Below are 23,926 nucleotides of genomic sequence, written 5' to 3' on the forward strand. Positions count from 1 at the left end.
ATCATGCAGCATTACGCAGAATGCCGGATGGCGGCGTAACGCCTTATCCGGCCTACAACAGCGGCGCCGGGTGCTCCCGGCGGCCGCTTATTCCTTAGGATCTTTCCCCGCCAGCAGCTTGTCCAGCTCATCGCCGCCCACGTGGCGGAAATCCTGCCCCTTCACGAAGTAGAAGATGTATTCACAGATATTCTGGCAGCGGTCGCCGATACGCTCGATGGAGCGTGCGCAGAACAGCGCGGTCAGCACGCTTGGGATCGTCCGTGAGTCTTCCATCATGTAGGTCATCAGCTGACGCACAATGCCTTCATATTCCTGGTCCACTTTCTTGTCTTCACGGTAGATACGTACCGCTTCATCAAGATCCATACGCGCGAACGCATCCAGCACATCGTGCAGCATCTGCACGGTGTGACGGCCCAGCGACTCCAGGCTGACCAGCAGCGGCTGGTGTTGCTGGGAAAATTTCTCCAGCGCGGTGCGACAGATTTTGTCCGCCACATCGCCAATACGTTCCAGCTCGGCGATGGTTTTGATAATCGCCATCACCAGACGCAGGTCGCTCGCCGTAGGCTGGCGTTTAGCGATGATACGCACACAGGCTTCATCAATCGCCACTTCCATCATGTTGACGTGCTTGTCGCCGTCGATAACGCGCTTCGCCAGCTCGCTATCCTGGTTGTGCATCGCGGTAATAGCATCAGAAAGCTGCTGCTCAACCATGCCGCCCATGGTCATGACCTGGGTGCGGATGCTTTCCAGTTCTGCGTTGAACTGGCCGGAAATATGTTTATTAAGATTTAAATTGTCCACAGTTCTCTCCCGATCAACCGTAGCGGCCAGTAATGTAGTCTTCAGTTTGTTTCTTCGCAGGCTTGGTGAACAGATCGTCCGTGTTGCTGAACTCAATCAACTCGCCCAGATACATAAATGCCGTGTGGTCGGAGCAACGTGCAGCCTGCTGCATGTTGTGGGTCACGATCACGACGGTGTAATCCTCTTTCAGCTCGGTGATAAGCTCCTCGATACGCCCGGTGGAGATCGGGTCGAGCGCGGAACACGGCTCATCCAGCAACAGCACTTCCGGGCGAATGGCGATACCGCGCGCGATGCACAGACGCTGCTGCTGACCACCGGAAAGAGAGTACCCGCTCTGGTGCAGTTTATCTTTGGTTTCATTCCATAATGCGGCCTTGGTCAAGGCCCACTGCACGCGCTCGTCCATATCGGTGCGCGACAGCTTTTCAAACAGGCGTACGCCGAAGGCAATGTTGTCGTAGATAGACATCGGGAACGGCGTCGGCTTCTGGAAAACCATGCCGACCTTGGCGCGCAGCAGGGCGATATCCTGGGTGTTGGTGAGAATGTTGTCACCATCCAGCAGAATTTCACCTTCCGCACGCTGCTCCGGGTAAAGCTCAAACATTTTGTTGAAGGTACGCAGCAGCGTTGATTTGCCGCAGCCCGACGGTCCGATAAACGCCGTCACCTGGTTTTTGGCGATATCCAGGTTGATGTTCTTCAGGGCATGGAATTTGCCGTAGTAGAAGTTCAGGTCACGTACTGAAATCTTACCCGGTGTCGTGTTAACCATACTCATCTCAATCTCTTCCTCATCATGCCTGATGGCGCGCAGCTTTCAGGCCTACATCTATGTCATTCGTAGGCCGGATAAGGCGTTTACGCCGCCATCCGGCAAGGCAATAAACTTAACCGTGTTTCTTCTTCGCGAAAATGACGCGCGCCAGAATGTTCAGCAGCAGGACGCACAGCGTGATAATCAGCACCCCGGCCCAGGCCAGCTGCTGCCACTCAGCAAACGGGCTCATAGCAAATTTAAAAATGGTGACCGGCAGGTTGGCGATGGGCTGCATCATGTCGGTGCTCCAGAACTGGTTCGAGAGCGCGGTAAACAGCAGCGGTGCCGTTTCACCAGCAATGCGCGCAATCGCCAGCAGGATACCGGTCATGATCCCGGAGATAGACGCTTTTAGCGTAATGGCGGAGATCATCTTCCATTTCGGCGTACCCAGCGCATACGCGGCCTCACGCAGGCTATCCGGCACCAGCTTCAGCATGTTTTCGGTGGTACGAATGACGATCGGCACCTGTAACAGCGCCAGCGCAATCACGCCCGCCCAGCCGGAGAAGTGCTGCATCTGCGCCACGACGATGGTGTAGACAAACAGGCCCACAACGATCGACGGAGCGGAAAGCAGAATGTCGTTAATAAAGCGGATAACCTCGGCAAGCCAGGACTTACGCCCGTACTCGGCCAGGTAAATGCCCGCCATAATACCCAGCGGGGTACCAAACACGGTGGCCCACAGAATCAGCAGGCCGCTGCCCGCGAGGGCGTTAGCCAGACCGCCGCCGGCGGTGTTTGGCGGCGGCGTCATTTCGGTAAACAGCGCCAGCGACATGCCATCGATCCCGCGGGTGATGGTCGCCATCAGGATCCACACCAGCCAGAACAGGCCGAAGATCATGGTGGCCATAGAGAGCGTCAGCGCAATGCGGTTCTTCATGCGGCGTCTGGCCTGCATTTTGCGACGGGACTCTGCCAGCGCAGCGGTGTTTTGCATTTCCAGCGTAGCCATTAGCGTGCCCCCTCATTCTTCGCGAGGCGCATGATCATGAACTTCGATGCGGCCAGTACGATAAAGGTAATCGCAAACAGGATCAGGCCCAGTTCCATCAGCGCAGACACGTGCAGGCCAGATTCCGCTTCGGCGAATTCGTTCGCCAGCGCGGAGGTAATGCTGTTGCCTGGCATATACAGCGAGGCGCTATCGAGCTGGTAGGTGTTGCCGATGATAAAGGTCACCGCCATCGTTTCACCCAGCGCGCGGCCCAGGCCGAGCATGACGCCGCCTATCACCCCGTTTTTAGTGAATGGCAGAACGATACGCCAGATAACCTCCCAGGTGGTGCAGCCGATGCCGTAGGCCGACTCTTTCATCATCACCGGGGTTTGCTCGAACACATCACGCATCACGGCAGAGATATACGGGATGATCATGATGGCGAGGATAACCCCGGCCGCGAGGATACCGATACCAAACGCCGGGCCGGAGAACAGCGCGCCGACAAACGGGATGTTAGAAAGAATATTGCCGACCGGCTCCTGGAAGTAGGTCGCGAACAGCGGCGCGAAGATAAACAGGCCCCACATGCCGTACACGATACTGGGGATGGCCGCCAGCAGCTCAATGGCGATACCTAACGGGCGTTTGAGCCAGTTTGGCGCCAGTTCGGTCAGGAAGAGTGCGATACCGAAACTCACCGGAACGGCGATCAGCAGCGCGATAAAGGAGGTCACGAGCGTACCGTAAATCGGCACCAGCGCGCCGTAAATGTCGTTAGGCGCATCCCACTCTTTGGTCCACAGGAAGGCGAAGCCGAACTTCTCCATACTGGGCCAGGAGGAGATGATCAGAGAAACGATAATCCCGCCCAACATCAATAGCACAATCAGCGCAGCCAGTCTTACCAGCGCGCTGAATATCATGTCACCCTTTTTACCCGGTGGGTTAAAAGCAGGCTTAGTTGCAGCCATAAATCACTCTTTCCAGTTTAAAATCCGCCACGACGCTGACAGCTGCCCGGCGTTGCCGCCGGGCGACCGTCATCAGTACAGCGCTTTACCGCTGCTGTCTTTTACGTTGGTTTTCCATGCAGCACGAACCTGCTCAACCACGCTTTCCGGCAGAGAGGCATAATCCAGTTCGTTAGCCTGTTTGCCGCCGTTTTTGTACGCCCAGTCAAAGAACTTCAGCACTTCAGCGCCCTGCTCTGGTTTCTTCTGCTCTTTGTGGACCAGGATAAAGGTGGTGGAGGTAATCGGCCACGCGTTATCACCTTTCTGGTTGGTCAGGTCCTGCGCGAAGGTTTTGCTCCAGTCAACGCCTTTAGCGGCGTTAGCGAAGTTGTCTTCGGTTGGGCTAACCGGTTTGCCATCAGCAGAAACCAGCTTGGTGTAAGCCAGGTTATTCTGCTTAGCATACGCGTATTCAACATAGCCGATGGAGCCCGGCAGACGCTGTACGAACGCCGCAATACCGTCGTTACCTTTACCGCCCAGACCGGTCGGCCAGTTAACGGTAGAGCCCGCGCCAATTTTGGATTTCCACTCTTCGTTCACTTTCGCCAGGTAGCTGGTGAAGACGAAGGAGGTGCCGGAACCGTCAGCACGACGGACCACGGCGATATTCTGAGAAGGCAGCTTCACGCCCGGGTTCAGTTTGGTGATGGCTTCGTCATCCCACTTCTTAATTTTACCCAGGTAGATGTCGCCCAGCGTTTTACCGTCGAGCACCAGCTCGCCGGATTTCAGGCCAGGGATATTAACGGCCAGCACCACACCGCCGATCACGGTCGGGAACTGGAACAGGCCTTCCTGCGCCAGTTTTTCGTCAGACAGCGGAGCATCAGATGCGCCGAAATCCACGGTGTTAGCGGTAATTTGTTTTACGCCACCGGAGGAGCCGATACCCTGGTAATTGACTTTATTACCGGTTTCTTTCTGGTAGGTATCCGCCCATTTGGCATACACCGGCGCAGGGAAAGTTGCACCCGCGCCCGTCAGGCTTGCTGCTGCAAAGGCAGAGAAAGCGCTCATCGATAAGGTCGCGGCGACAACAGTTGCGACAGTGGTACGCATAACTTTCATAATGTCTCCTGCAAGAATTCGTAAATCGTTGTTTAGTGGCTACGATGAGCAAAATAGGACAAACAGGTGACAGTTATATGTAAGGTTTATGACAGTTTAATGACAGCAAACACGTAAAACATAACTAATTGATAATTATGAAAAATAATTCACGTAGATTCTTGTTTTTTTTGAATAAGACGGGTTCAGAATGGCAAATATGACAACGGCTGTCATAAACAGCCGTTGTGCTTGAAGACGTTAGTTTTTAATTTCCATGATGATCGTGGCATTGGCGTTAAAGGTACCGGGTTTTGGCCTGGCGCCGGTGGCGCTACCGGGCGCGGCAGAGAAATTGAACTCGCCATCTTCTTCACCCAAACGCGAACGTTTTCCCATATCTGTTTCCATGCGCCCGCCGTTCACATCAACTTCTTTATCGTATTCATCATAAATCTTGATTCCAACATCGTCGTTTGATGTCTGTAACATTGTGGGCGATGCCGCCGTCTGCGTCGCATGTAGCGAAACTTCAACATCTTGCCCAGCCGCCATTCCCGTACACTTCACCGATGCTTTGATCGGAATTTTACGGCTGGTTATCGCCGAACCCGGCGTTGACGAAAATTCAGAAGCCGGTATTTTTTCAAAATTGACTTCAATCACTTGCCCACCGTTAACTTCACACTCCTGTGGAGCGGTGATATCCCCCTGGATATAGACATCGGCTAACGCAGTGGGACTATCTGCACCAGTGGCGTTCGTTTTACCATACAAAGAAGCCATTAACATAGTTGGAATAGTCACTTTTCCAATAAATGGCTCCTTGACATAAAAATAAATAATCGCATCTGACCCACTATCAAAAGTCGCTATTTTTTTATTATCTGTACATGTGTTTTTGCCATCAGGATTGTTAGGTTGATTGGAAAAAGGAACATTAATATAACCTCTACCGAGAATAGCGATGGAGATCCCCACATCCAAATGTTCATTAAGATTATAATATTGTATATTACTCCGCACACCTGATTTAGCTAACGAGGAATTTTCCACGGCAGTATAATAAACATAGTTAAAATTACTAGTACAGTAGCAAAACCCATGATACCTATTTCCATTATCAACATGCTGCTCAAATGTTTGCCCACTTTTATTTTGAGTTGCACTAATTGTTTTATTGGGGAATGTTAATATACTATGATGCGTTCCACCATCTGCCTCACAATAAACGTCGGCGGCTAATATATTTTTGCAAAAAATAGCAGACGTGAGAAATATAAAACAGATAACCAGTCTCAAATTAATATCCTTTTTATTTGCAGCCAACTTTAACCTGAATCAGTTCATTATCTTTCGGTTCAGAAAAATGGTAATGTGCAGAACAGGTGCCAAGATTACCCGTAATCGTAAAATGACCTTCTGCCGGCATTCCGGATAAATAAAGCTCACCATTATCACCTACAATCCCCGTTACCGTGCCGGACTCCAGATCCGCCGAGGCCATAGCGCCAAATGGCGCGGGTTTACCATCTGGCATCGTTACCGTAAACAACACACGATAACCAACATGAGTGACAAACGTCGCTTTCACCACAGCGCCGCGCGTCGGTACCAGATTGACAACGGTATTTTCCAGTTCGACATTAGCGCGCGAGAAATAATTGCTGTTGATCGCCACCCGGTTTTCATCATACGGATTCATTTGCGTTTTTACCGTATAGCCTCGCCAGTCGGTGGATACGCCGGTGGCGTTCTCCACTGAGAGGCCATCTGCCCCCGGTGCTTCAACCAATGCCACCGTTTCCCCTAGCTCTTGCGAAAAAGTGATGCCGCCGCTGTGAACCAGAATACCGCCGCGAACCCCGTAGTTAAGGCGCTGTGAATCCTGACTATAGGCATAGCTACCGTTAACTGAGCCATAGGTACCGTCATAGCTCAGGCTGGCGTTACTGCTATAGCTGTCTTGCGGATCGCTAACCCATGATTCCTGAACGTTATAGGCAAGGTTATGATCTTCCAGCGCGGTACCGCCCAATCCGACCTGCATCGTGCTGTCATTATGATTGTTTTGCGTCAGCGAATAATTGACGTAACTGTTCTCCAGCCAGCCGGAAAGCGGTACCGAAACCGACAGCATAAAAATATGCTCATGGTCGTTCTCATTATCATTAGACTCGCTACCCGTATAACTATTGGCAGAATCGGTATAGTTCCAGGAAACGTTCCATGAAATACGCCGCCAGGTATTGGCATAACCAAATTGAACCAGCCGCTCGACGTTATCCGTTTTCCAGTACTGCTGCCGGCTCACCGTCAGGTAAATATTACCGTAGCCCCGGGCAAAAGATTGCGACCACGTCCCCTCAATCCGGCTACGTCGGTTGCCGGTCATCCAGAAATCTTCATCATTATTCTGCCGGGATGCCCATTCATTGAGCGTGTAATATCCTTCCGTGGAGTAACGGTATCCAACCAGACGGAAATTCGTATCGGTTTCATCGAAACGCTTAGAATAGAGAAAGCGATAAGATTGCCCGGTTTCATCATCGCCATCGTCAAAATTGGCATGCGCGTGAGTCACATCCAATGACAGCGCACCGAGCGAGCCCATATCTTTACCCATCCCCATCGCCGCAGAAGCATAATCATTCGCTATCTGCGTGCCGCCATACAGCGTCAGGCCCCATGGCAAACCATGAAGAACCTGAGCCTGTAGCACGTTGGGGGTAAAACCGCTCTCATCGCGCATTTCACCGACGCTAATGTCCACATCGGTTTGTCCTTCGCGCTTAAGAATGGCCAGTGAAGCATAGGGCTGAGTGAAATGCTGCTCGCTGCCATCCTCTTCTTTGATAGTCACCTCAAGGTCGCCACCACCGCTGGTGGTATTCAGATCGGTGATTTCAAACGCACCTTGCGGCACTGCCGACTGATAGATAACGTAATTATTCTGCCGGATAATCACCGTCGCATTGCTTTTAGCGATACCACGAACTATTGGCGCAAAGCCATTCTGGCTGGATGGCAACATATCATCGTCGGTATACAACCTCGCCCCGCGGATTTGCGTGCTGTCAAAAACATCACTCGCCGTCCAGGTATCACCCAGCATAATCTGGCTACGCAGCGCGGCAATATCTCGCTGAACGTAGCTACTGATAGAGTGGTATTCAGTACTGTTTTCCGTCGCGTTTAAGGTGCTGTAGTTACGTAGCCGCCAGGCACCGATATTCAAACCGTTGCGTAAGTTGAGGTAATAGCTGTCATCCTCAGAGGAGTCATAATTGGATTTTAATGTGTGTGCTCCGGAGAAATCATAGTTAACCATCAGCGCATTAATCCCCTGATCCCAGCGGGAGGGGCTGATATAATCAGCCGCCGAACTATCCAGATAAATTTGTGGAACAGAAATATTCAACGCCAGTTTGTTAGCATCAAAAAACCACGATGAGCCATCGATCAAGGGAACCGGATTGATACACGCTTCACTATCAGCTTCATTCAGTTCCTTCAGCGCATTAACTTTTACACCATAGGAAGATAAAACATCCTTTATGGCAATAAAGCAGGGGTGAAGCTCCCCTTCCGGTGAATCCTGAATAAATTTAATATCCTGTCGTTCAAAAAAACGACCGTTAACGATTACATCAACCTTATAATTACCAGGAGGAAGCGCATTTGAGCGGTTAAACTGACGGATATCGACATTAACCGGGTGATCGATCTCCAGAAGATTCGGGTTAAATAATGAATCTTGCGCCATACTCTGAAAAGTAGCGCTCATAAAAACGCCGGAAACCAGTATGAAATAACGACCTGAATCAATCATCGTGACGTCCTTGTCGGGTAGTTAAAGGGCCCTTTTTATCGGATCGCTGATCGCGCCATAATCATTAATAAATTGCCATACCAACGAACGCCCAGCAGTCCCTTCAGGAATGTCCAGGGCTATCGTTTCAAACGGTTTAATCATATTTAAGGTGATATCTTTTCCGTCAACAATTACGCTCATCACATTGATATGAATAGGCGTTGGATTATTCACCATCAGTTTATTTCCCTGACGCTGCCAGGATACTTTGGCTACTGCCTTTTCCGGCGTAATGGTTATCGACGCGGGACGCCAGAAAAGCTTAATTCGTGTTTTAATAGCAATTTCAAGAGAGCTCCCCTCTTTTTTATTCGTTGACGGGGGAATATTTTTAACATTAAACCAAAAAACAGATTCACGATCGGTAGGAAGATTGCCCTCTGTTTTAATAATACGTAATATTTTTTCTTGCCCAGCCTCAAGTCGCGACACAGGAGGAATTGTCGTAAAGGGCGGTTTGCTCTTATCATTTTTGTCAAATGGATCGACCCACGACTGAATTAAATAAGGGAGCTTAGATTCTTTATTATAAATAGATATCGTTGCATCGGGTGCATTACCTGGAAAAATAACTCGCGTGCCTCCAACAACGATACCTGAAAAAGACACCGATGAATAAAATGAAAAGACCATAAACAGAACTATTTTAAAATAATGACCAGGCATACATGTATCCAGAAATAAAAAAGACGCTCGCTATAACAAAGAAAAAGCAATAGCACAATAACGAGCGCCATTTAATTAACAATGAATATTCAATTGAAACGAATGACTCTTGGTATTACTTCACATATTCAACGGTGAACTGGGAATCGGCGTTAGCGGTACCGGCAGTCACTGTCGCAGAAGTGGCAATATAACGAGCAACAAACTGCATAGACGCTTTAGTCGCAACAATCGGGGTTTCCGCTGATTTTGTATACAGCTTAACCTGAGAGTTATCAGCTTTGTTATAGATACGGATGGCAACACCTGTTGCGGTAATCGGTGCAGGTTCAGTACCGGTATAATCACCAGGAGTTGTCGTATTCAGCGGATCGCCAATAGCCAGGTCGCCATTACCATCAGAGGCTTCTGTGCCATCGAAACGAACGCCCGCTTTGGTATATGTATCCGGGCATTTCTCCAGGTCAATATGGAAAGCCGTCGGCGCGGCGGTAGAACCTGCACCGGTGAATGCAGTACGGTTTACTTTACCTAAGTCGACACTCTGATCTTTGGTATCTGCGGTCACTTCACACGTACTGTCAATCACTTCACCACGAAAGTGGACGGTACCATCAGAGGCCATCGCATGTCCGACAAAAAATACTGAGGACAATGCTAAAGAAATAGCCGTTAATTTTCCTTTCATTTTAGACTCCATAAACATTGATTATAATAACCACTATTTTTATCGATAATATACATAGAGGTTTAATTGCAGGAGGATGATACATCTGGAGTCGAATTAGTCACAAGATAAATAAATTAATTTCCAGAATGAAAATTTATTTATCTCGATGGAATTATTGTAATATTTCAATATCACACGCAAAAATCAAAAACAAAATATATATATAACATACTTAAATTATACACATACATTAAGATTTTTGCATAAAATGCATGATAATTCAGAATAAATTTATACCGGAGTTAAAATAACGCTAAAGAAATCAATATCAAAAAAAATAAAAATAGAATAATCATTATTCCGCTATTTTATTTGCATTTTGTGCCATGGTTAAGTTTCGAACGAAAAATCACACGATTATTGTGCCATGTCACCGATAAAAAAAGGCCGCTATGCGGCCTTTTTTACCAGAGAGTAATACCTTATTCGACTGTCACCGATTTCGCCAGGTTACGCGGCTGATCCACATCGGTGCCCTTAATCAGCGCCACGTGGTAAGACAGCAGCTGCAGCGGCACGGTGTAGAAGATAGGCGCAATCACCTCTTCGACGTGCGGCAGTTCGATGATATGCATGTTATCGCTGTTGCTGAACGCCGCATCCTGATCGGCGAAGACATACAGCTCACCGCCGCGCGCGCGCACTTCTTCGATGTTGGATTTCAGTTTCTCCAGCAGCTCGTTGTTCGGCGCGACAACAATCACCGGCATATCGGCGTCAATCAGCGCCAGCGGGCCGTGCTTCAGTTCACCCGCCGCATACGCTTCTGCGTGAATGTAGGAGATCTCTTTCAGCTTCAATGCCCCTTCCAGTGCGATGGGGTACTGATCGCCGCGGCCCAGGAACAGCGCGTGATGCTTGTCAGAGAAATCTTCTGCCAGCGCTTCAATGCGTTTATCCTGCGAGAGCATCTGCTCAATACGGCTCGGCAGCGCCTGCAAACCGTGGACGATATCGTGCTCAACGGACGCATCCTGACCTTTCAGACGCGCCATTTTCGCCACCAGCAGCAGCAAAACGGTCAGCTGAGTGGTGAATGCTTTGGTCGACGCGACGCCAATTTCCGCACCGGCCTTGGTCATGATCGACAAATCCGACTCGCGCACCAACGACGAACCCGCCACGTTACAAATCGCCAGCGAGCCCAGGTAACCCAGCTCCTTGGTCAGACGCAGGCCTGCCAGCGTATCGGCGGTTTCTCCGGACTGCGACAGGGTGATCACCAGGCTATTCGGGCGCACGGCTGATTTGCGGTAGCGGAATTCAGAGGCGATTTCGACATCGCACGGCATACCGGCCAGCGATTCAAACCAGTAGCGCGCGACCATGCCCGAGTTATAGGACGTTCCGCAGGCGATAATCTGAATGTGCTCAACCTTAGCGAGCAGCGCATCGGCCTCTGGCCCCAGCTCGCTCAGATCCACCTGACCGTGGCTGATACGCCCGGTTAAGGTGTTTTTGATCGCGTTCGGCTGCTCGTAGATCTCTTTTTGCATGTAGTGGCGGTAGATGCCTTTATCACCCGCATCATACTGCACGTTGGATTCAATATCCTGACGCTTCACTTCCGCGCCAGTCTTATCGAAAATGGCCACGGTACGACGGGTAACCTCCGCGATATCGCCCTCTTCCAGGAAGATAAAGCGACGGGTGACCGGCAGCAGCGCTAATTGGTCAGAAGCGATAAAGTTCTCGCCCATGCCCAGACCGATAACCAAAGGACTGCCGGAACGCGCTGCCAGCAGCGTGCTCGGATCGCGAGAATCCATGATCACCGTACCGTACGCTCCGCGCAGCTGCGGAATCGCGCGCAGCACGGCTTCACGTAATGTACCGCCCTGTTCCATTTCCCAGTGCACCAGGTGAGCAATCACTTCGGTGTCGGTCGCTGAAACGAAGACATAGCCGCGTGCTTGCAGCATTTCACGCAGCGGTTCGTGGTTTTCGATGATGCCGTTATGCACCACCGCAATGTGATCAGACACATGCGGGTGCGCATTGCCTTCTGAAGGTTCACCATGCGTTGCCCAGCGGGTGTGAGCGATACCGGTGCCGCCTGGCAGCGGGTGCTCTTCCGCAGCCTGTGCCAGCATCTGGACTTTGCCCAGGCGGCGCAGGCGGGTCATATGCCCTTGCCCATCGACGACGGCCAGACCGGCAGAGTCATATCCGCGGTATTCCAGACGACGAAGCCCTTCAAGAAGGATTTCAGCTACATCACGTTGCGCGACTGCGCCAACAATTCCACACATAGTTTTATGTTCCGATTTTTTACGCGTTGTCGGTCAACCTGTTGCCCGTATACCGGGCGCCCCGAGCCTTGTAGAGAATGGGGTTATTTTTATAGGTACTGCATGTTGGGCGGGAGATTATGTTATCGCCTCGCCCCTGTCAGCCTGATAGCGGCTACGCCTTATCAGGCCTACAAAAAACTACTTCTTCTTCACCGGACGCTGCCAGCCTTGCTTGTGTACCTGCGGTACGCGGCTCAGCACCAGCTCATTATCGGCCACATTACGGGTAACCGTGGTTCCTGCGGCGATGGTCACGCCGTTACCGATGGTGACCGGTGCCACCAGCTGGCTGTCGGAACCGACGAACACGTCATCGCCGATAATGGTTTTAAACTTGTTCGCACCATCATAATTGCAGGTGATAGTCCCTGCGCCGATGTTAACGTTGTCGCCAATTTCCGCGTCGCCGAGGTAAGTCAGATGACCGGCCTTCGAGCCCTTGCCCAGACGCGCTTTTTTCATTTCGACAAAGTTACCGACGTGTGCCCCTTCCAGCAGCTCAGCGCCGGGACGCAGACGAGCAAACGGCCCGATAGTACAGGCCGCCTCGAGAACGGCATCTTCTACAACGCTGTATGGACTAATTTCGCAGCCATCACCGATGGTACTGTTTTTAATGACGCAGCCGGTACCGATTTTGACGCGGTTGCCCAGCACGACGTTGCCTTCAAGAATAACGTTAGTATCAATCTCAACATCGCGACCATGCGTAAGCGTGCCGCGCAGGTCGAAGCGCGCGGGATCGCGCAGCATCACGCCTGCCAGCAGCAATTTTTCTGCCTGTTCGGACTGATAAATACGCTCAAGACGTGACAGCTGCAGGCGGTTATTCACGCCGTCGGTTTCACTGATACGCGCCGGATGAACCGCTGCAATCTCACGCCCTTCGTGGTACGCCATCGCGATAATATCGGTGATATAGAACTCGCCCTGCGCGTTGTTGTTGTCGAGCTTCGCCAGCCAGCGTTTGAGATCGGCACCGTTCGCAATCAGAATGCCGGTGTTAATTTCACGAATCTGGCGCTGCTCTTCACTCGCATCTTTCTGCTCCACGATGCCAGAAACTTTGCCGTTTTCGCGGGTAATACGGCCATAGCCGGTTGGATCGTCGAGCACGACCGTCAGCAGACCAATGCCGCCCTGCGGCTTCGCTTCACGCAGGCGCTGCAGCGTTTCCACCGAGATCAGCGGCACATCGCCGTACAGCATCAGAATATCTTCGTCATCAGCAAAGAACGGTGCCGCCTGCTGCATGGCGTGGCCGGTACCCAGCTGTTCAGCCTGAAGCACCCAGTTCAGGTTACCTTCCGTTAAGGTTTGCTTCAGTAAATCGCCACCGTGGCCGTACACCAGGTGCACCTGGTTCGCGCCGACATGGTTAGCGGCGTCAATGACATGCTGCACCATGGGTTTTCCCGCCAGGGTGTGCAGCACTTTCGGAAGTTCGGAATACATGCGTGTGCCTTTGCCAGCGGCAAGGATCACAACGCTCATGGTACGGTTAGACATAGGTATCCTGTCTGTAGATTAAGTATGAAGTAAACCGGGTTATCGTTGAAAATTCTACATATTTTGCAGCATGAAATGGCCTGCCGATAAAACGTTCAACATTCCCTTTAGCACTGTTTTTCTTTCCTTATTTTCGTCCATATCAAATCCATTTGTCTTGTAAGAAATCAGACCAACAGTCTGATTCTACGCTATCTCACTGCTTATCCTGTTTTTTTGCCACCTGAATAAAGAACGCGTCTAATTAAAACAGCGTTTTATTTACTCATTATTGTGACGAACAAAAAAGAAACAGCGTTTTGATTTGGTGATAATTACGGCGCTCAACCATTCAGGAAGATAATATGAACAAGAAGATACCTCTGGCTCTTACCCTCTGTAGCGCAGCGCTCTCTCTCTCCGCGCAGGCCCAGACGCCCCAGCAATGGAAAGCGATCGCTTTTGGGCAGTCCACCGACGTCAACTTCTCCTCCAACGTACTGGCGGAGAAAGTGGGCGTGAATAACGTTACCATCGACGGTAAGACGCTGACACCACAGCAAATTGCCGATCTCAGTAAACCCATCACCATTGAAAGCCGCGGCGGAAAAATCGCCAACTCTCATGATGGCCTGACCTTCTTCTACACCACACTGCCTACCGATAAGAACTTTGTTCTTTCGGCAACGGTCACCGTGGATCAGTTCGGTCCGGAAAATGGCGCCAGGCCAGCAGCACAGGAAGGCGCAGGCCTGCTGGTGCGCGATATCATCGGTATTCCGCGCCAGGAGCCGCTGAAAGAAGGCTATGAAGAGTTCCCCGCTGCGTCAAATATGGTGATGAACGCCATCATGACGCAGGATAAAAAGGATGATTACCGCGTGAAGCTCCAGGCGATTGCACGTAACGGTATTACTCAACCGTGGGGCAACGCCGGTTCTGAGATCAAAAAGGTCAGCTATAAAGAGGGGATCGATCTTCACCAATCACCAACCTTCCGCCTCAAGCTCGAACGCACCAACGACGGCTTCATCACCGCCTGGGCTCCAGCCAATAGCGAAGAGTGGGTGAGCGAACGCGTACCACATGCCGATCTCATTTCCGTTCAGGATAAGCAACAATATTACGTCGGCTTCTTTGCATCACGTAATGCCAGGATTACCGTCAGCAACGCGTCATTAACCACCTCAGCGGCCCAAACCGTCGCCTCTAAACCTTTCGTCGCCAAATCGTGGCCGGTGGTAATGCAGATAGCCTCTGGCAGTAAGAGTCAGACGCCAACGTATACCCTCCAGGCACGTGCTAACTACGACGGGCAGTTCACCGTACGGCAAAATGAAGTGGTGATCGGGGAGAATAAAGCGGTTAAAGCTGGCGAAATGTTCACCCTGCCGGCTCGGCTGAAAGACAACAATACGTTCCAGATTAGCTTCACCCCCACCAGCGGAAAAGATCGTTCACCGGTTGAGCAGCAGCTGACCGTAAGCCAGGAAAAAGGCATTACGGCTACCACGCTGTATGCGGCAGCAGACGGCAAGGCCGACGCCAAAGGCACTGAGGGTTCGCCATTAGATTTGAAAACGGCAATTGAGCTAGTGCCACCGGGCGGAAAAATTGTGCTCGCTGCGGGTGATTACCCGAAGACCGATATTCCGCTGTCTGCTAGCGGCCTTGAAAACGGCCATAAAACGCTAGAGGCATCCGGAAAGGCGGTTATCCACGGTATGCTGCTGGACGGCCACTACTGGACGCTGCGCGGTATCGATATCACCGATAAGAGTCTGCGTATTCAGGGGAGCCACAACCTGATTGAAAACGTCACCGCTTACCGTAATGACGATACCGGGATTCAGATATCTTCGGCAGATAAGATTGGTCGCCCGCTGTGGGCCAGCTACAACCGGGTGGTGAATTCCGAGTCTTATAGCAACGAAGACCCGGGTAAGATTAACGCCGACGGCTTCGCCGTGAAGATGCGCGTGGGTGAGGGTAACCGACTGGAAGGCTGCTATTCCCATGATAACATTGACGATGGGTACGACCTGTTCAACAAGATTGAAGACGGTGCCAACGGCGTGGTCGTGATTGAAAACTCCATCGCCCGTAATAATACCAGCAATGGCTTTAAGCTAGGCGGCGAAGGCCAGCCGGTCGCCCATGAGATCCGCAATAGTATTGCGGTTGGCAACCATCTCGATGGCTTCACCGATAACTTCAACCCGGGCAAGCTGGTGGTCGTCAACAACGTTGCGGTCGATAACCAGCGCTTCAACTTTATCTTCCGCCCGAGTCCTTACGGCGATCCCGCCACCCAGGGCGTGTTCAGCGACAACATTTCGCTGCGCAGCCAGCCGGGGAAATACGATGATGCCGTTGTCGGTAATATCGATGCCACCAACTACTTTATCGAGCAGGGTAAAAGCGTGAATACCGAAGGGAAGGAACTGCGCGCGGAAGACTTCCAGTCGCTGTCATTACCGCAGCCGCTGAAGCGTAATGCGGACGGCAGTTTTGATACCGGGAATTTCCTGACTAAGGATTAATGTGGTCTGTCATGTAGGCCTGGTAAGCGCAGCGCCATCAGGTATGCCGCGAGCACATTGCCGGTTGATGGTGTAAACGGCTTATCCGGCCTACAAAATACAAAGGTCGCCGTGAGGCGACCTTCTTCGTTTTGGGTTCTGTTTACACCGCGTGTGTTGTGGTTTTCGTTAGCGGTACAGCGCTTAACAGAACGGCATCTGACCTACAGGTGAGGCGGTCAGTGCGGTCATCAACCTTACAGGTTGAAAGTACCGAAAGAGATGTTCATAGAGCTGAAGAGAGCGATGATTTTGTTGATCAGTTTCATGATTTTTATCCTGCGATAGTAGTGATATTTTTTGTGACTCAACTCACAAAACGAAGTCTACTCCTCCAGATTTTTTCGATCAACAGTTTTGTGACCTTAATCACAAAATATTTAAAATACCTTTTCAGTTTCATTTAAATTAAAACAAGACATAAAAAAAGCCAGTCTGGAAACCAGACTGGCTTTTTGACTTTCAAGCCGGTGTTACATCGCTTTTTTGGTCAACTCGATAACGCGCAGTTTAGCGATCGCTTTGGCCAGTTCCGCAGACGCCTGAGCGTAATCCACGTCACCATGAGAGCTCTTAATGTGCTCTTCGGCCTTACGTTTCGCTTCCAGAGCTCGCGCTTCGTCGAGGTCCTGACCGCGAATCGCGGTATCAGCCAGAACGGTCACGGTGCCAGACTGCACTTCAAGAATGCCGCCGGACAGATAGATAAACTCTTCGTGACCGTGCTGTTTAACGATGCGAATCATACCAGGCTTAATGGCGGTGAGCAGCGGGGCGTGGCCCGGGTAAATACCCAGCTCACCTTCGCTACCCGTTACCTGGATTTTCTCGACCAGACCAGAGAACATTTGTTGCTCTGCGCTGACGACGTCCAGGTGGTAAGTCATTGCCATATCACCCTCCGATTAAGGCGTTAAAGTTTTTTGGCTTTTTCCACTGCTTCGTCAATGGAACCGACCATGTAGAACGCCTGCTCCGGCAGGTGATCGTATTCGCCGTCCATGATGCCTTTAAAGCCACGGATGGTGTCTTTCAGCGAAACGTATTTACCCGGAGAACCGGTGAATACTTCTGCTACGAAGAACGGCTGGGACAGGAAGCGCTGAATTTTACGTGCGCGTGCTACCACCAGTTTGTCTTCTTCAGACAGTTCATCCATACCCAGGATGGCGATGATGTCTTTCAGTTCCTGATAACGCTGCAGGATGGACTGAACGCCACGAGCGGTGTCGTAGTGTTCCTGACCAACAACCAGCGGATCCAGCTGACGGCTGGTGGAGTCCAGCGGGTCAACCGCAGGGTAGATACCCAGGGAAGCGATCTGACGGCTCAGTACGACGGTTGCATCTAAGTGCGCAAAGGTCGTTGCTGGGGATGGGTCAGTTAAGTCATCCGCAGGTACGTATACTGCCTGTACGGAGGTGATAGAACCGGTCTTGGTGGAGGTGATACGTTCCTGCAGAACGCCCATCTCTTCCGCCAGAGTCGGCTGGTAACCTACCGCTGAAGGCATACGACCCAGCAGTGCAGATACTTCAGTACCGGCCAGGGTGTAACGATAGATGTTATCGACGAACAGCAGTACGTCACGACCTTCGTCACGGAATTTCTCAGCCATGGTCAGACCGGTCAGAGCAACGCGCAGACGGTTTCCCGGTGGCTCGTTCATCTGGCCATATACCAGGGATACTTTATCGATAACGTTGGAGTCGGTCATTTCGTGGTAGAAGTCGTTACCCTCACGAGTACGTTCACCTACGCCCGCAAACACGGAGTAACCGGAGTGCTCGATCGCGATGTTACGGATCAGCTCCATCATGTTTACGGTTTTACCTACACCCGCACCGCCGAACAGACCGACTTTACCGCCCTTCGCGAACGGACACATCAGGTCGATAACTTTGATACCGGTTTCCAGCAGTTCCTGAGAGCTGGACAGCTCTTCGTAGGAAGGTGCTGCGCGGTGGATAGCCCAACGCTCTTCTTCACCGATGTCGCCTTTCATGTCTACTGGCTGACCCAGAACGTTCATGATACGACCCAGTGTTGCTTTACCTACCGGAACTTCGATCGGGTGCTCAAGGTCTTTAACATCCAGACCGCGACGCAGACCGTCGGAAGAACCCATAGCGATGGTACGTACGATACCGCCGCCGAGCTGCTGCTGAACTTCCAGCACCAGAACTTCATTACCATTCTGCACCTCAAGAGCTTCGTACACGCGCGGTACGGCATCCTGAGGGAATTCGACGTCAACTACGGCGCCGATTACCTGGACAATTTTTCCAGTAGCCATCTTGAATCCTCTACGAATTAACCTGGTTATACCGCGGATGCACCACCGACGATCTCGGTGAGTTCCTGAGTAATGCTGGCCTGTCGAGCTTTGTTGTATACCAACTGCAGCTCTTTAATCAGGCTGCCGCCATTGTCGGTCGCGGCTTTCATCGCCACCATACGTGCGGCCTGCTCGCTGGCCAGGTTTTCTACCACGCCCTGATAGACCTGAGATTCGACATAGCGACGCAGGAGGGTATCCAGCAGCGCTTTCGGATCGGGTTCGTACAGGTAATCCCAGGTTTTACGTTTCAGATCATCATCTTCTGAAGCCGGTAACGGCAGCAGTTGGGTGATCGTCGGCACCTGAGACATGGTGTTAATAAATTTGTTGCTGACAATATAAAGCTTGTCCAGACGACCTTCGTCGTAGGCCTGCAACATCACTTTTACCGGACCGATAAGTTCGGACAGGGCAGGTTTATCGCCCATACCGGTTACCTGAGCGACAATGTTGCCACCTACGGAATTAAAGAAGGACACACCTTTCGAGCCGATCATTGCGAGGTCGCACTGAACGCCTTTCTCGGTCCATGCCTTCATATCCGCCAGCAGTTTCTTGAACAGGTTAATGTTCAAGCCACCGCACAGACCACGGTCGGTAGACACCACCAGGTAGCCCACGCGCTTAACGTCGCGTTCTTCCAGGTATGGGTGCTTATATTCCAGATTACCGTTCGCAAGGTGACCAATCACTTTGCGCATGGTATCTGCATAAGGACGGCTGGCCGCCATGCGATCCTGCGATTTACGCATTTTGGAAGCGGCGACCATCTCCATCGCTTTAGTGATCTTTTGCGTGTTCTGGACGCTTGCGATCTTACTACGTATCTCTTTTGCGCCGGCCATGAGCTTCTCCTCAATGCCTACGGCCTGCCCTAAGACAGGCCGTCAGACTTTACCAGGATTGGGTTGCTTTGAAGGAATCGAGGATGCCTTTCAGCTTGCCTTCGATTTCGTCGTTATAGCCACCAGACTGGTTGATCTCTTGCATCAACGGAGCGTGATCACGGTCAACGTAAGCCAGCAGAGCGGCTTCGAAGCTACCGATTTTCGCCAGTTCAACATCCGCCAGATAACCACGTTCTGCTGCGTACAGAACCAGAGACTGCTGCGCGACGGACATCGGCGCATACTGTTTCTGTTTCAGCAGTTCAGTTACTTTCTGACCGTGGTCCAGCTGCTTACGGGTTGCATCGTCAAGGTCAGAGGCGAACTGGGAGAACGCTGCCAGTTCACGATACTGTGCCAGCGCGGTACGGATACCACCGGACAGTTTCTTCATGATCTTGGTCTGTGCTGCACCACCTACACGGGATACGGAGATACCCGGGTTAACCGCAGGACGAATACCGGCGTTAAACAGGTTGGTTTCCAGGAAGATCTGACCATCGGTAATGGAAATTACGTTGGTCGGAACGAACGCAGAAACGTCACCCGCTTGGGTTTCGATAATCGGCAGAGCGGTCAGTGAACCGGTTTTCCCTTTCACTTCACCTTTGGTGAAGGCTTCAACGTATTCGGCGTTAACACGCGCAGCACGCTCCAGCAGACGGGAGTGGAGGTAGAATACGTCGCCCGGGAATGCTTCACGTCCTGGTGGACGACGAAGCAGCAGGGAGATCTGACGGTATGCGACAGCCTGTTTAGACAGGTCATCGTAAATGATCAGCGCATCTTCGCCGCGATCGCGGAAGTATTCGCCCATTGCGCAACCGGCATACGGTGCCAGGTATTGCAGTGCAGCGGATTCAGACGCGGTTGCCACAACAACGATGGTGTTAGCCAGCGCGCCGTGTTCTTCCAGTTTACGTACCACGTTAGAAATGGTGGACGCTTTCTGGCCGATAGCCACGTAGACGCACTTGATGCCGGAATCACGTTGGTTGATGATGGCGTCGATTGCCAGCGCGGTTTTACCGGTCTGACGGTCGCCGATGATCAGTTCACGCTGACCACGACCGATTGGGATCATGGCATCAACGGATTTATAACCAGTCTGAACTGGCTGATCAACGGACTGACGTTCGATTACGCCTGGTGCGATAGCTTCAACGGCGGAGAAGCCGTCGTTGTCCAGCGCGCCTTTACCATCGATTGGTGCACCCAGGGTGTTAACCACACGGCCCAGCAGGCCACGGCCAACCGGAACTTCCAGGATACGACCAGTACACTTGACGGTCATGCCTTCGGCAAGGTCAGCGTACGGGCCCATGACTACAGCACCTACAGAGTCGCGCTCCAGGTTCAGTGCGATAGCGTAACGGTTACCCGGCAGGGAGATCATTTCACCCTGCATACAATCGGCCAGGCCGTGAATGCGGATAACACCGTCACTTACAGAAACAATAGTACCTTCGTTGTGAGCTTCACTCACAACATTGAACTGAGCAATGCGCTGCTTGATCAGTTCGCTGATTTCGGTGGAATTCAGTTGCATGCTCCAGTCCCCTTAAGACTGCAAGACGTCTGCAAGGCGTTCAAGACGGCCGCGTACGCTACCGTCAATGACCATATCACCCGCACGGATGATAACGCCTGCCATTACAGACTTATCGATTTTGCAATTCAGCTTAACTTTGCGTGACAGACGTTTTTCCATCGCGGCGGTGATTTTCGCGAGCTGTTCTTCATTCAACGCATTGGCGGAGATAACGTCTACCTCAGAGGTAGCTTCACTCGCGGCGCGCAGATGCACGAACTGCTCAAGAACATCAGGGAGCACTTTAAGACGACCGTTTTCAGCCATGACCTTAATCAGGTTCTGGCCGTTTTCGTCCAGTTGCTCACCGCATACAGCGATAAACGACGTAGAGAGCGTTTCCGGCGCCAGTGCGCCAGACAGAAGCTCTGCCATTTGTTCGTTCTTTGTCACTTCGGCGGCAAACGCCAGCATGTCCTGCCAGCGATCTACGCTTTTGTGTTCGACGGCAAAGTCAAAAGCTGCTTTGGCGTAGGGGCGAGCTACCGTAACAAATTCAGACATCAGCCCCTCCCTCCTTACAGTTCAGCGACAAGTTTATCCACGATGTCGCTGTTAGCAGCTTCATCCACGGAACGTTCGATGATCTTCTCGGCGCCAGCAACAGCCAGGATAGCGACTTGCTTACGCAGCTCTTCGCGAGCACGTTTACGCTCGGCATCAATTTCTGCCTGAGCCTGTGCCACGATTTTAGTACGTTCCTGCTCTGCTTCAGCTTTAGCTTCGTCCAGGATCTGAGAACGACGTTTGTTCGCCTGCTCGATGATCACCTGGGCTTCCGCTTTCGCTTTTTTCAGCTGGTCGGTCGCATTGGCCTGTGCAAGGTCCAAATCCTTTTTAGCTCGTTCTGCAGAAGAAAGACCGTCAGCAATCTCTTTTTGACGTTTTTCGATGGCTGCCATTAACGGCGGCCATACGTATTTCATGCAGAACAGAACGAACAGGACAAACGCGATGGCCTGGCCGAGGATTGTTGCGTTAAGATTCACAGCACAATGCCTCTTATCTAGTTAACGTTCTGATATTGCTCTTACTTAATTCAAAGCAACGCTTACTACGCGACAGCGAACATCACGTACAGACCCAGACCTACAGCGATCATCGGGATAGCATCCACCAGACCCATAACGATAAAGAACTGAGTACGCAGCAGAGGAATCAGATCCGGTTGACGCGCTGCGCCTTCCAGGAATTTGCCCCCGAGGATGCCGATACCGATCGCAGCACCGATTGCCGCCAGACCCATCATCACAGCGGCAGCCATGTACAGCAGATCCATATTCAGGTTTTCCATGACAGTCTCCAGTTTGTTTCAGTTAAAACGTAGTAGTGTTGGTAAATTAATGCTCTTCAGACGCCATCGACAGATAGACAATCGTCAGAACCATGAAGATGAAGGCTTGCAGCGTAATGATCAGGATGTGGAAAATGGCCCACGGCACATTCAGAATCCACTGTGACCACCACGGCAACAGACCAGCAATCAGAATGAAAATCAGCTCACCGGCATACATGTTGCCGAACAGTCGCAGACCCAGAGATACTGGTTTGGACAGCAGGCTTACCCCTTCAAGGATTAAGTTGACAGGAATAAATGCCCAGTGATTGAACGGCTGCAGTGTCAGCTCTTTCGCGAAGCCACCGATGCCTTTCATTTTGATGCTGTAGAACAGAATCAGGATAAACACGCCCAGTGCCATAGACAGGGTGATGTTTACGTCCGCAGACGGAACCACGCGCAGCGCCGGCAGGCCCAGTATATGCTCAGCAATATACGGCAGCAGGTCGATAGGCAGTAAGTCCATCAGGTTCATCAGGAAGACCCAGACGAAGATCGTCAGGGCAAGCGGAGCGATAACCTTGCTTTTGCCATGGTACATGTCTTTGACACTGCCATGAACGAAGCCGATTACCAGCTCAATCGCGGTCTGAAATTTACCTGGTACGCCGCTGGTCGCTTTTTTGGCAACGCTACGGAACATAAGCAGGAACAACAGACCCAGCACCACCGAGAAGAACATGGAGTCAATATTGAGCGTCCAGAAGGTGGCTGGGGGGTTATGCGGATCTACCAGCGAGAAAGTACGCAGGTCCAGCTGAAGGTTATTCAGATGGTGTCCTATGTATTCCTGCGGCGTCATATTTTCAGAAGCCATGATGCCTTTTACCCTTTGTTGTTAATTACAGCGGGCGCCAGTATCTGAACCACTAGCACCAAAATCCATGTAACGATCAGCGGTAAGAATACCGCCTTTAAAACCGCCAGCGCCACAATCAGTAACACCAGCATCGCTAGCACCTTGAACGCTTCGCCGAAGGCGAACGTCCAGGCCACTTTGCCCTTCGCGGGTGTATGCACCTGGTGACGCCAGGCAAAAATCATAAACAACATATTAGGCAGTAACACTGCCAGGCCTCCACACGCGGCGGAGATGCCCCAGACGGGGTCTTTAAGGCTGAACAGCAATCCACTTGCTATCACTGCCAGAAGCTGAATGAACAGAAGCTTACGAGCAACATTTCGACTCACGAGCGACATAGACATCACGTTTGAACTCCTGCTCCCTTTGAGGTATGCCGCGTGTCGTATAAAACGTTCTTTAAAGCTCAGAGTCAAGCATCAAAAAGCGGTCAAATTATACGGTGGTGCCTCGTGATTTCAAACAATAAGTAGCCAAAAGGTGAATAAATATTTAAATATTTTTCATTCGCGCTATTTTCCTACTTTTCGTCAAAGTGTGAACGATCGTACAAAAGTGCAAATACAGCGAAAACAGTGACTATAAAGCGTGCACAAGATCACATATTAAACATTTTAGCGC

General features: G+C 51.3%; 21 protein-coding genes. 1 reads left to right on the forward strand and 20 read right to left on the reverse strand.

What is annotated here, in order from left to right:
• Positions 1 to 87 precede the first annotated feature (87 nt).
• From phoU to glmU, 11 genes are all read right to left on the reverse strand, one after another.
• The gene (gene phoU, locus V6942_RS12960) at positions 88 to 813 is read right to left on the reverse strand and encodes a phosphate signaling complex protein PhoU (protein WP_012907987.1); all 726 of its coding nucleotides are present in this window, start codon (positions 811 to 813) and stop codon (positions 88 to 90) included.
• A 13-nt stretch (positions 814 to 826) separates the two neighbouring features.
• On the reverse strand, positions 827 to 1,600 hold the full coding sequence (pstB, locus tag V6942_RS12965; protein WP_035893601.1) for a phosphate ABC transporter ATP-binding protein PstB: 774 nt from the start codon (positions 1,598 to 1,600) through the stop codon (positions 827 to 829).
• A 109-nt stretch (positions 1,601 to 1,709) separates the two neighbouring features.
• Positions 1,710 to 2,600, reverse strand: coding sequence for a phosphate ABC transporter permease PstA (gene pstA, locus V6942_RS12970; RefSeq protein WP_106930134.1), 891 nt, complete (start codon positions 2,598 to 2,600; stop codon positions 1,710 to 1,712).
• On the reverse strand, positions 2,600 to 3,559 hold the full coding sequence (gene pstC / locus V6942_RS12975; protein ID WP_106930132.1) for a phosphate ABC transporter permease PstC: 960 nt from the start codon (positions 3,557 to 3,559) through the stop codon (positions 2,600 to 2,602). The genes pstA and pstC overlap by 1 nt, the downstream gene beginning before the upstream one ends.
• A gap of 72 nt (positions 3,560 to 3,631) precedes the next feature.
• Positions 3,632 to 4,672: a phosphate ABC transporter substrate-binding protein PstS gene (pstS, locus tag V6942_RS12980; protein WP_106930129.1), complete on the reverse strand. Its 1,041-nt coding sequence runs from the start codon at positions 4,670 to 4,672 to the stop codon at positions 3,632 to 3,634.
• A 240-nt stretch (positions 4,673 to 4,912) separates the two neighbouring features.
• Entirely contained in the window at positions 4,913 to 5,980 is a 1,068-nt protein-coding gene (locus V6942_RS12985) for a fimbrial protein (RefSeq protein WP_182966630.1), read from the reverse strand.
• Positions 5,967 to 8,483 carry a fimbria/pilus outer membrane usher protein gene (locus V6942_RS12990; protein ID WP_182966628.1) on the reverse strand — a complete coding sequence of 839 codons (2,517 nt, stop codon included), beginning with the start codon at positions 8,481 to 8,483 and terminating at the stop codon, positions 5,967 to 5,969. Before V6942_RS12990 ends, V6942_RS12985 begins: the two co-directional genes overlap by 14 nt.
• Positions 8,484 to 8,504: 21 nt before the next feature.
• Positions 8,505 to 9,191 (reverse strand): fimbrial chaperone, encoded by a 687-nt coding sequence (locus V6942_RS12995; protein WP_333501328.1) that lies wholly within the window; start codon positions 9,189 to 9,191, stop codon positions 8,505 to 8,507.
• Positions 9,192 to 9,306: 115 nt separating this feature from the next.
• Positions 9,307 to 9,879, reverse strand: coding sequence for a chaperone-usher fimbrial major subunit (locus V6942_RS13000; protein ID WP_182929746.1), 573 nt, complete (start codon positions 9,877 to 9,879; stop codon positions 9,307 to 9,309).
• A gap of 464 nt (positions 9,880 to 10,343) precedes the next feature.
• On the reverse strand, positions 10,344 to 12,173 hold the full coding sequence (gene glmS, locus V6942_RS13005) for a glutamine--fructose-6-phosphate transaminase (isomerizing) (RefSeq protein WP_106930116.1): 1,830 nt from the start codon (positions 12,171 to 12,173) through the stop codon (positions 10,344 to 10,346).
• A 180-nt stretch (positions 12,174 to 12,353) separates the two neighbouring features.
• Entirely contained in the window at positions 12,354 to 13,724 is a 1,371-nt protein-coding gene (glmU, locus tag V6942_RS13010; protein ID WP_106930113.1) for a bifunctional UDP-N-acetylglucosamine diphosphorylase/glucosamine-1-phosphate N-acetyltransferase GlmU, read from the reverse strand.
• A gap of 344 nt (positions 13,725 to 14,068) precedes the next feature.
• On the opposite strand from glmU, the gene V6942_RS13015 reads away from it, so the two are divergent.
• Entirely contained in the window at positions 14,069 to 16,246 is a 2,178-nt protein-coding gene (locus tag V6942_RS13015; protein WP_182929744.1) for a right-handed parallel beta-helix repeat-containing protein, read from the forward strand.
• A gap of 512 nt (positions 16,247 to 16,758) precedes the next feature.
• Here the strand turns inward: V6942_RS13015 and V6942_RS13020 are convergent.
• The 9 genes from V6942_RS13020 to atpI all read right to left on the reverse strand — a co-directional run bounded on the left by V6942_RS13020 (position 16,759) and on the right by atpI (position 23,649).
• On the reverse strand, positions 16,759 to 17,178 hold the full coding sequence (locus V6942_RS13020; RefSeq protein ID WP_064540602.1) for a F0F1 ATP synthase subunit epsilon: 420 nt from the start codon (positions 17,176 to 17,178) through the stop codon (positions 16,759 to 16,761).
• Between the two features lie 20 nt (positions 17,179 to 17,198).
• Positions 17,199 to 18,581 (reverse strand): F0F1 ATP synthase subunit beta, encoded by a 1,383-nt coding sequence (atpD, locus tag V6942_RS13025; RefSeq protein WP_035893613.1) that lies wholly within the window; start codon positions 18,579 to 18,581, stop codon positions 17,199 to 17,201.
• A 26-nt stretch (positions 18,582 to 18,607) separates the two neighbouring features.
• Entirely contained in the window at positions 18,608 to 19,471 is an 864-nt protein-coding gene (gene atpG / locus V6942_RS13030) for a F0F1 ATP synthase subunit gamma (protein WP_035893615.1), read from the reverse strand.
• A 49-nt stretch (positions 19,472 to 19,520) separates the two neighbouring features.
• Positions 19,521 to 21,062: a F0F1 ATP synthase subunit alpha gene (atpA, locus tag V6942_RS13035; protein ID WP_106930107.1), complete on the reverse strand. Its 1,542-nt coding sequence runs from the start codon at positions 21,060 to 21,062 to the stop codon at positions 19,521 to 19,523.
• Positions 21,063 to 21,074: 12 nt separating this feature from the next.
• The gene (gene atpH / locus V6942_RS13040; protein ID WP_106930105.1) at positions 21,075 to 21,608 is read right to left on the reverse strand and encodes a F0F1 ATP synthase subunit delta; all 534 of its coding nucleotides are present in this window, start codon (positions 21,606 to 21,608) and stop codon (positions 21,075 to 21,077) included.
• 14 nt (positions 21,609 to 21,622) lie between these two features.
• The gene (gene atpF / locus V6942_RS13045; protein WP_064540589.1) at positions 21,623 to 22,093 is read right to left on the reverse strand and encodes a F0F1 ATP synthase subunit B; all 471 of its coding nucleotides are present in this window, start codon (positions 22,091 to 22,093) and stop codon (positions 21,623 to 21,625) included.
• A 65-nt stretch (positions 22,094 to 22,158) separates the two neighbouring features.
• On the reverse strand, positions 22,159 to 22,398 hold the full coding sequence (gene atpE / locus V6942_RS13050) for a F0F1 ATP synthase subunit C (RefSeq protein WP_000429386.1): 240 nt from the start codon (positions 22,396 to 22,398) through the stop codon (positions 22,159 to 22,161).
• A gap of 46 nt (positions 22,399 to 22,444) precedes the next feature.
• Positions 22,445 to 23,260 carry a F0F1 ATP synthase subunit A gene (gene atpB, locus V6942_RS13055; protein ID WP_005121454.1) on the reverse strand — a complete coding sequence of 272 codons (816 nt, stop codon included), beginning with the start codon at positions 23,258 to 23,260 and terminating at the stop codon, positions 22,445 to 22,447.
• An 8-nt stretch (positions 23,261 to 23,268) separates the two neighbouring features.
• Positions 23,269 to 23,649, reverse strand: a complete 381-nt coding sequence (gene atpI / locus V6942_RS13060; RefSeq protein WP_106930103.1) for a F0F1 ATP synthase subunit I — start codon at positions 23,647 to 23,649, stop codon at positions 23,269 to 23,271.
• Positions 23,650 to 23,926 lie beyond the last annotated feature (277 nt).

Origin of the sequence: Kluyvera genomosp. 2, from assembly GCF_036759865.1 — a bacterium.
Classification (GTDB): domain Bacteria; phylum Pseudomonadota; class Gammaproteobacteria; order Enterobacterales; family Enterobacteriaceae; genus Kluyvera; species Kluyvera ascorbata_B.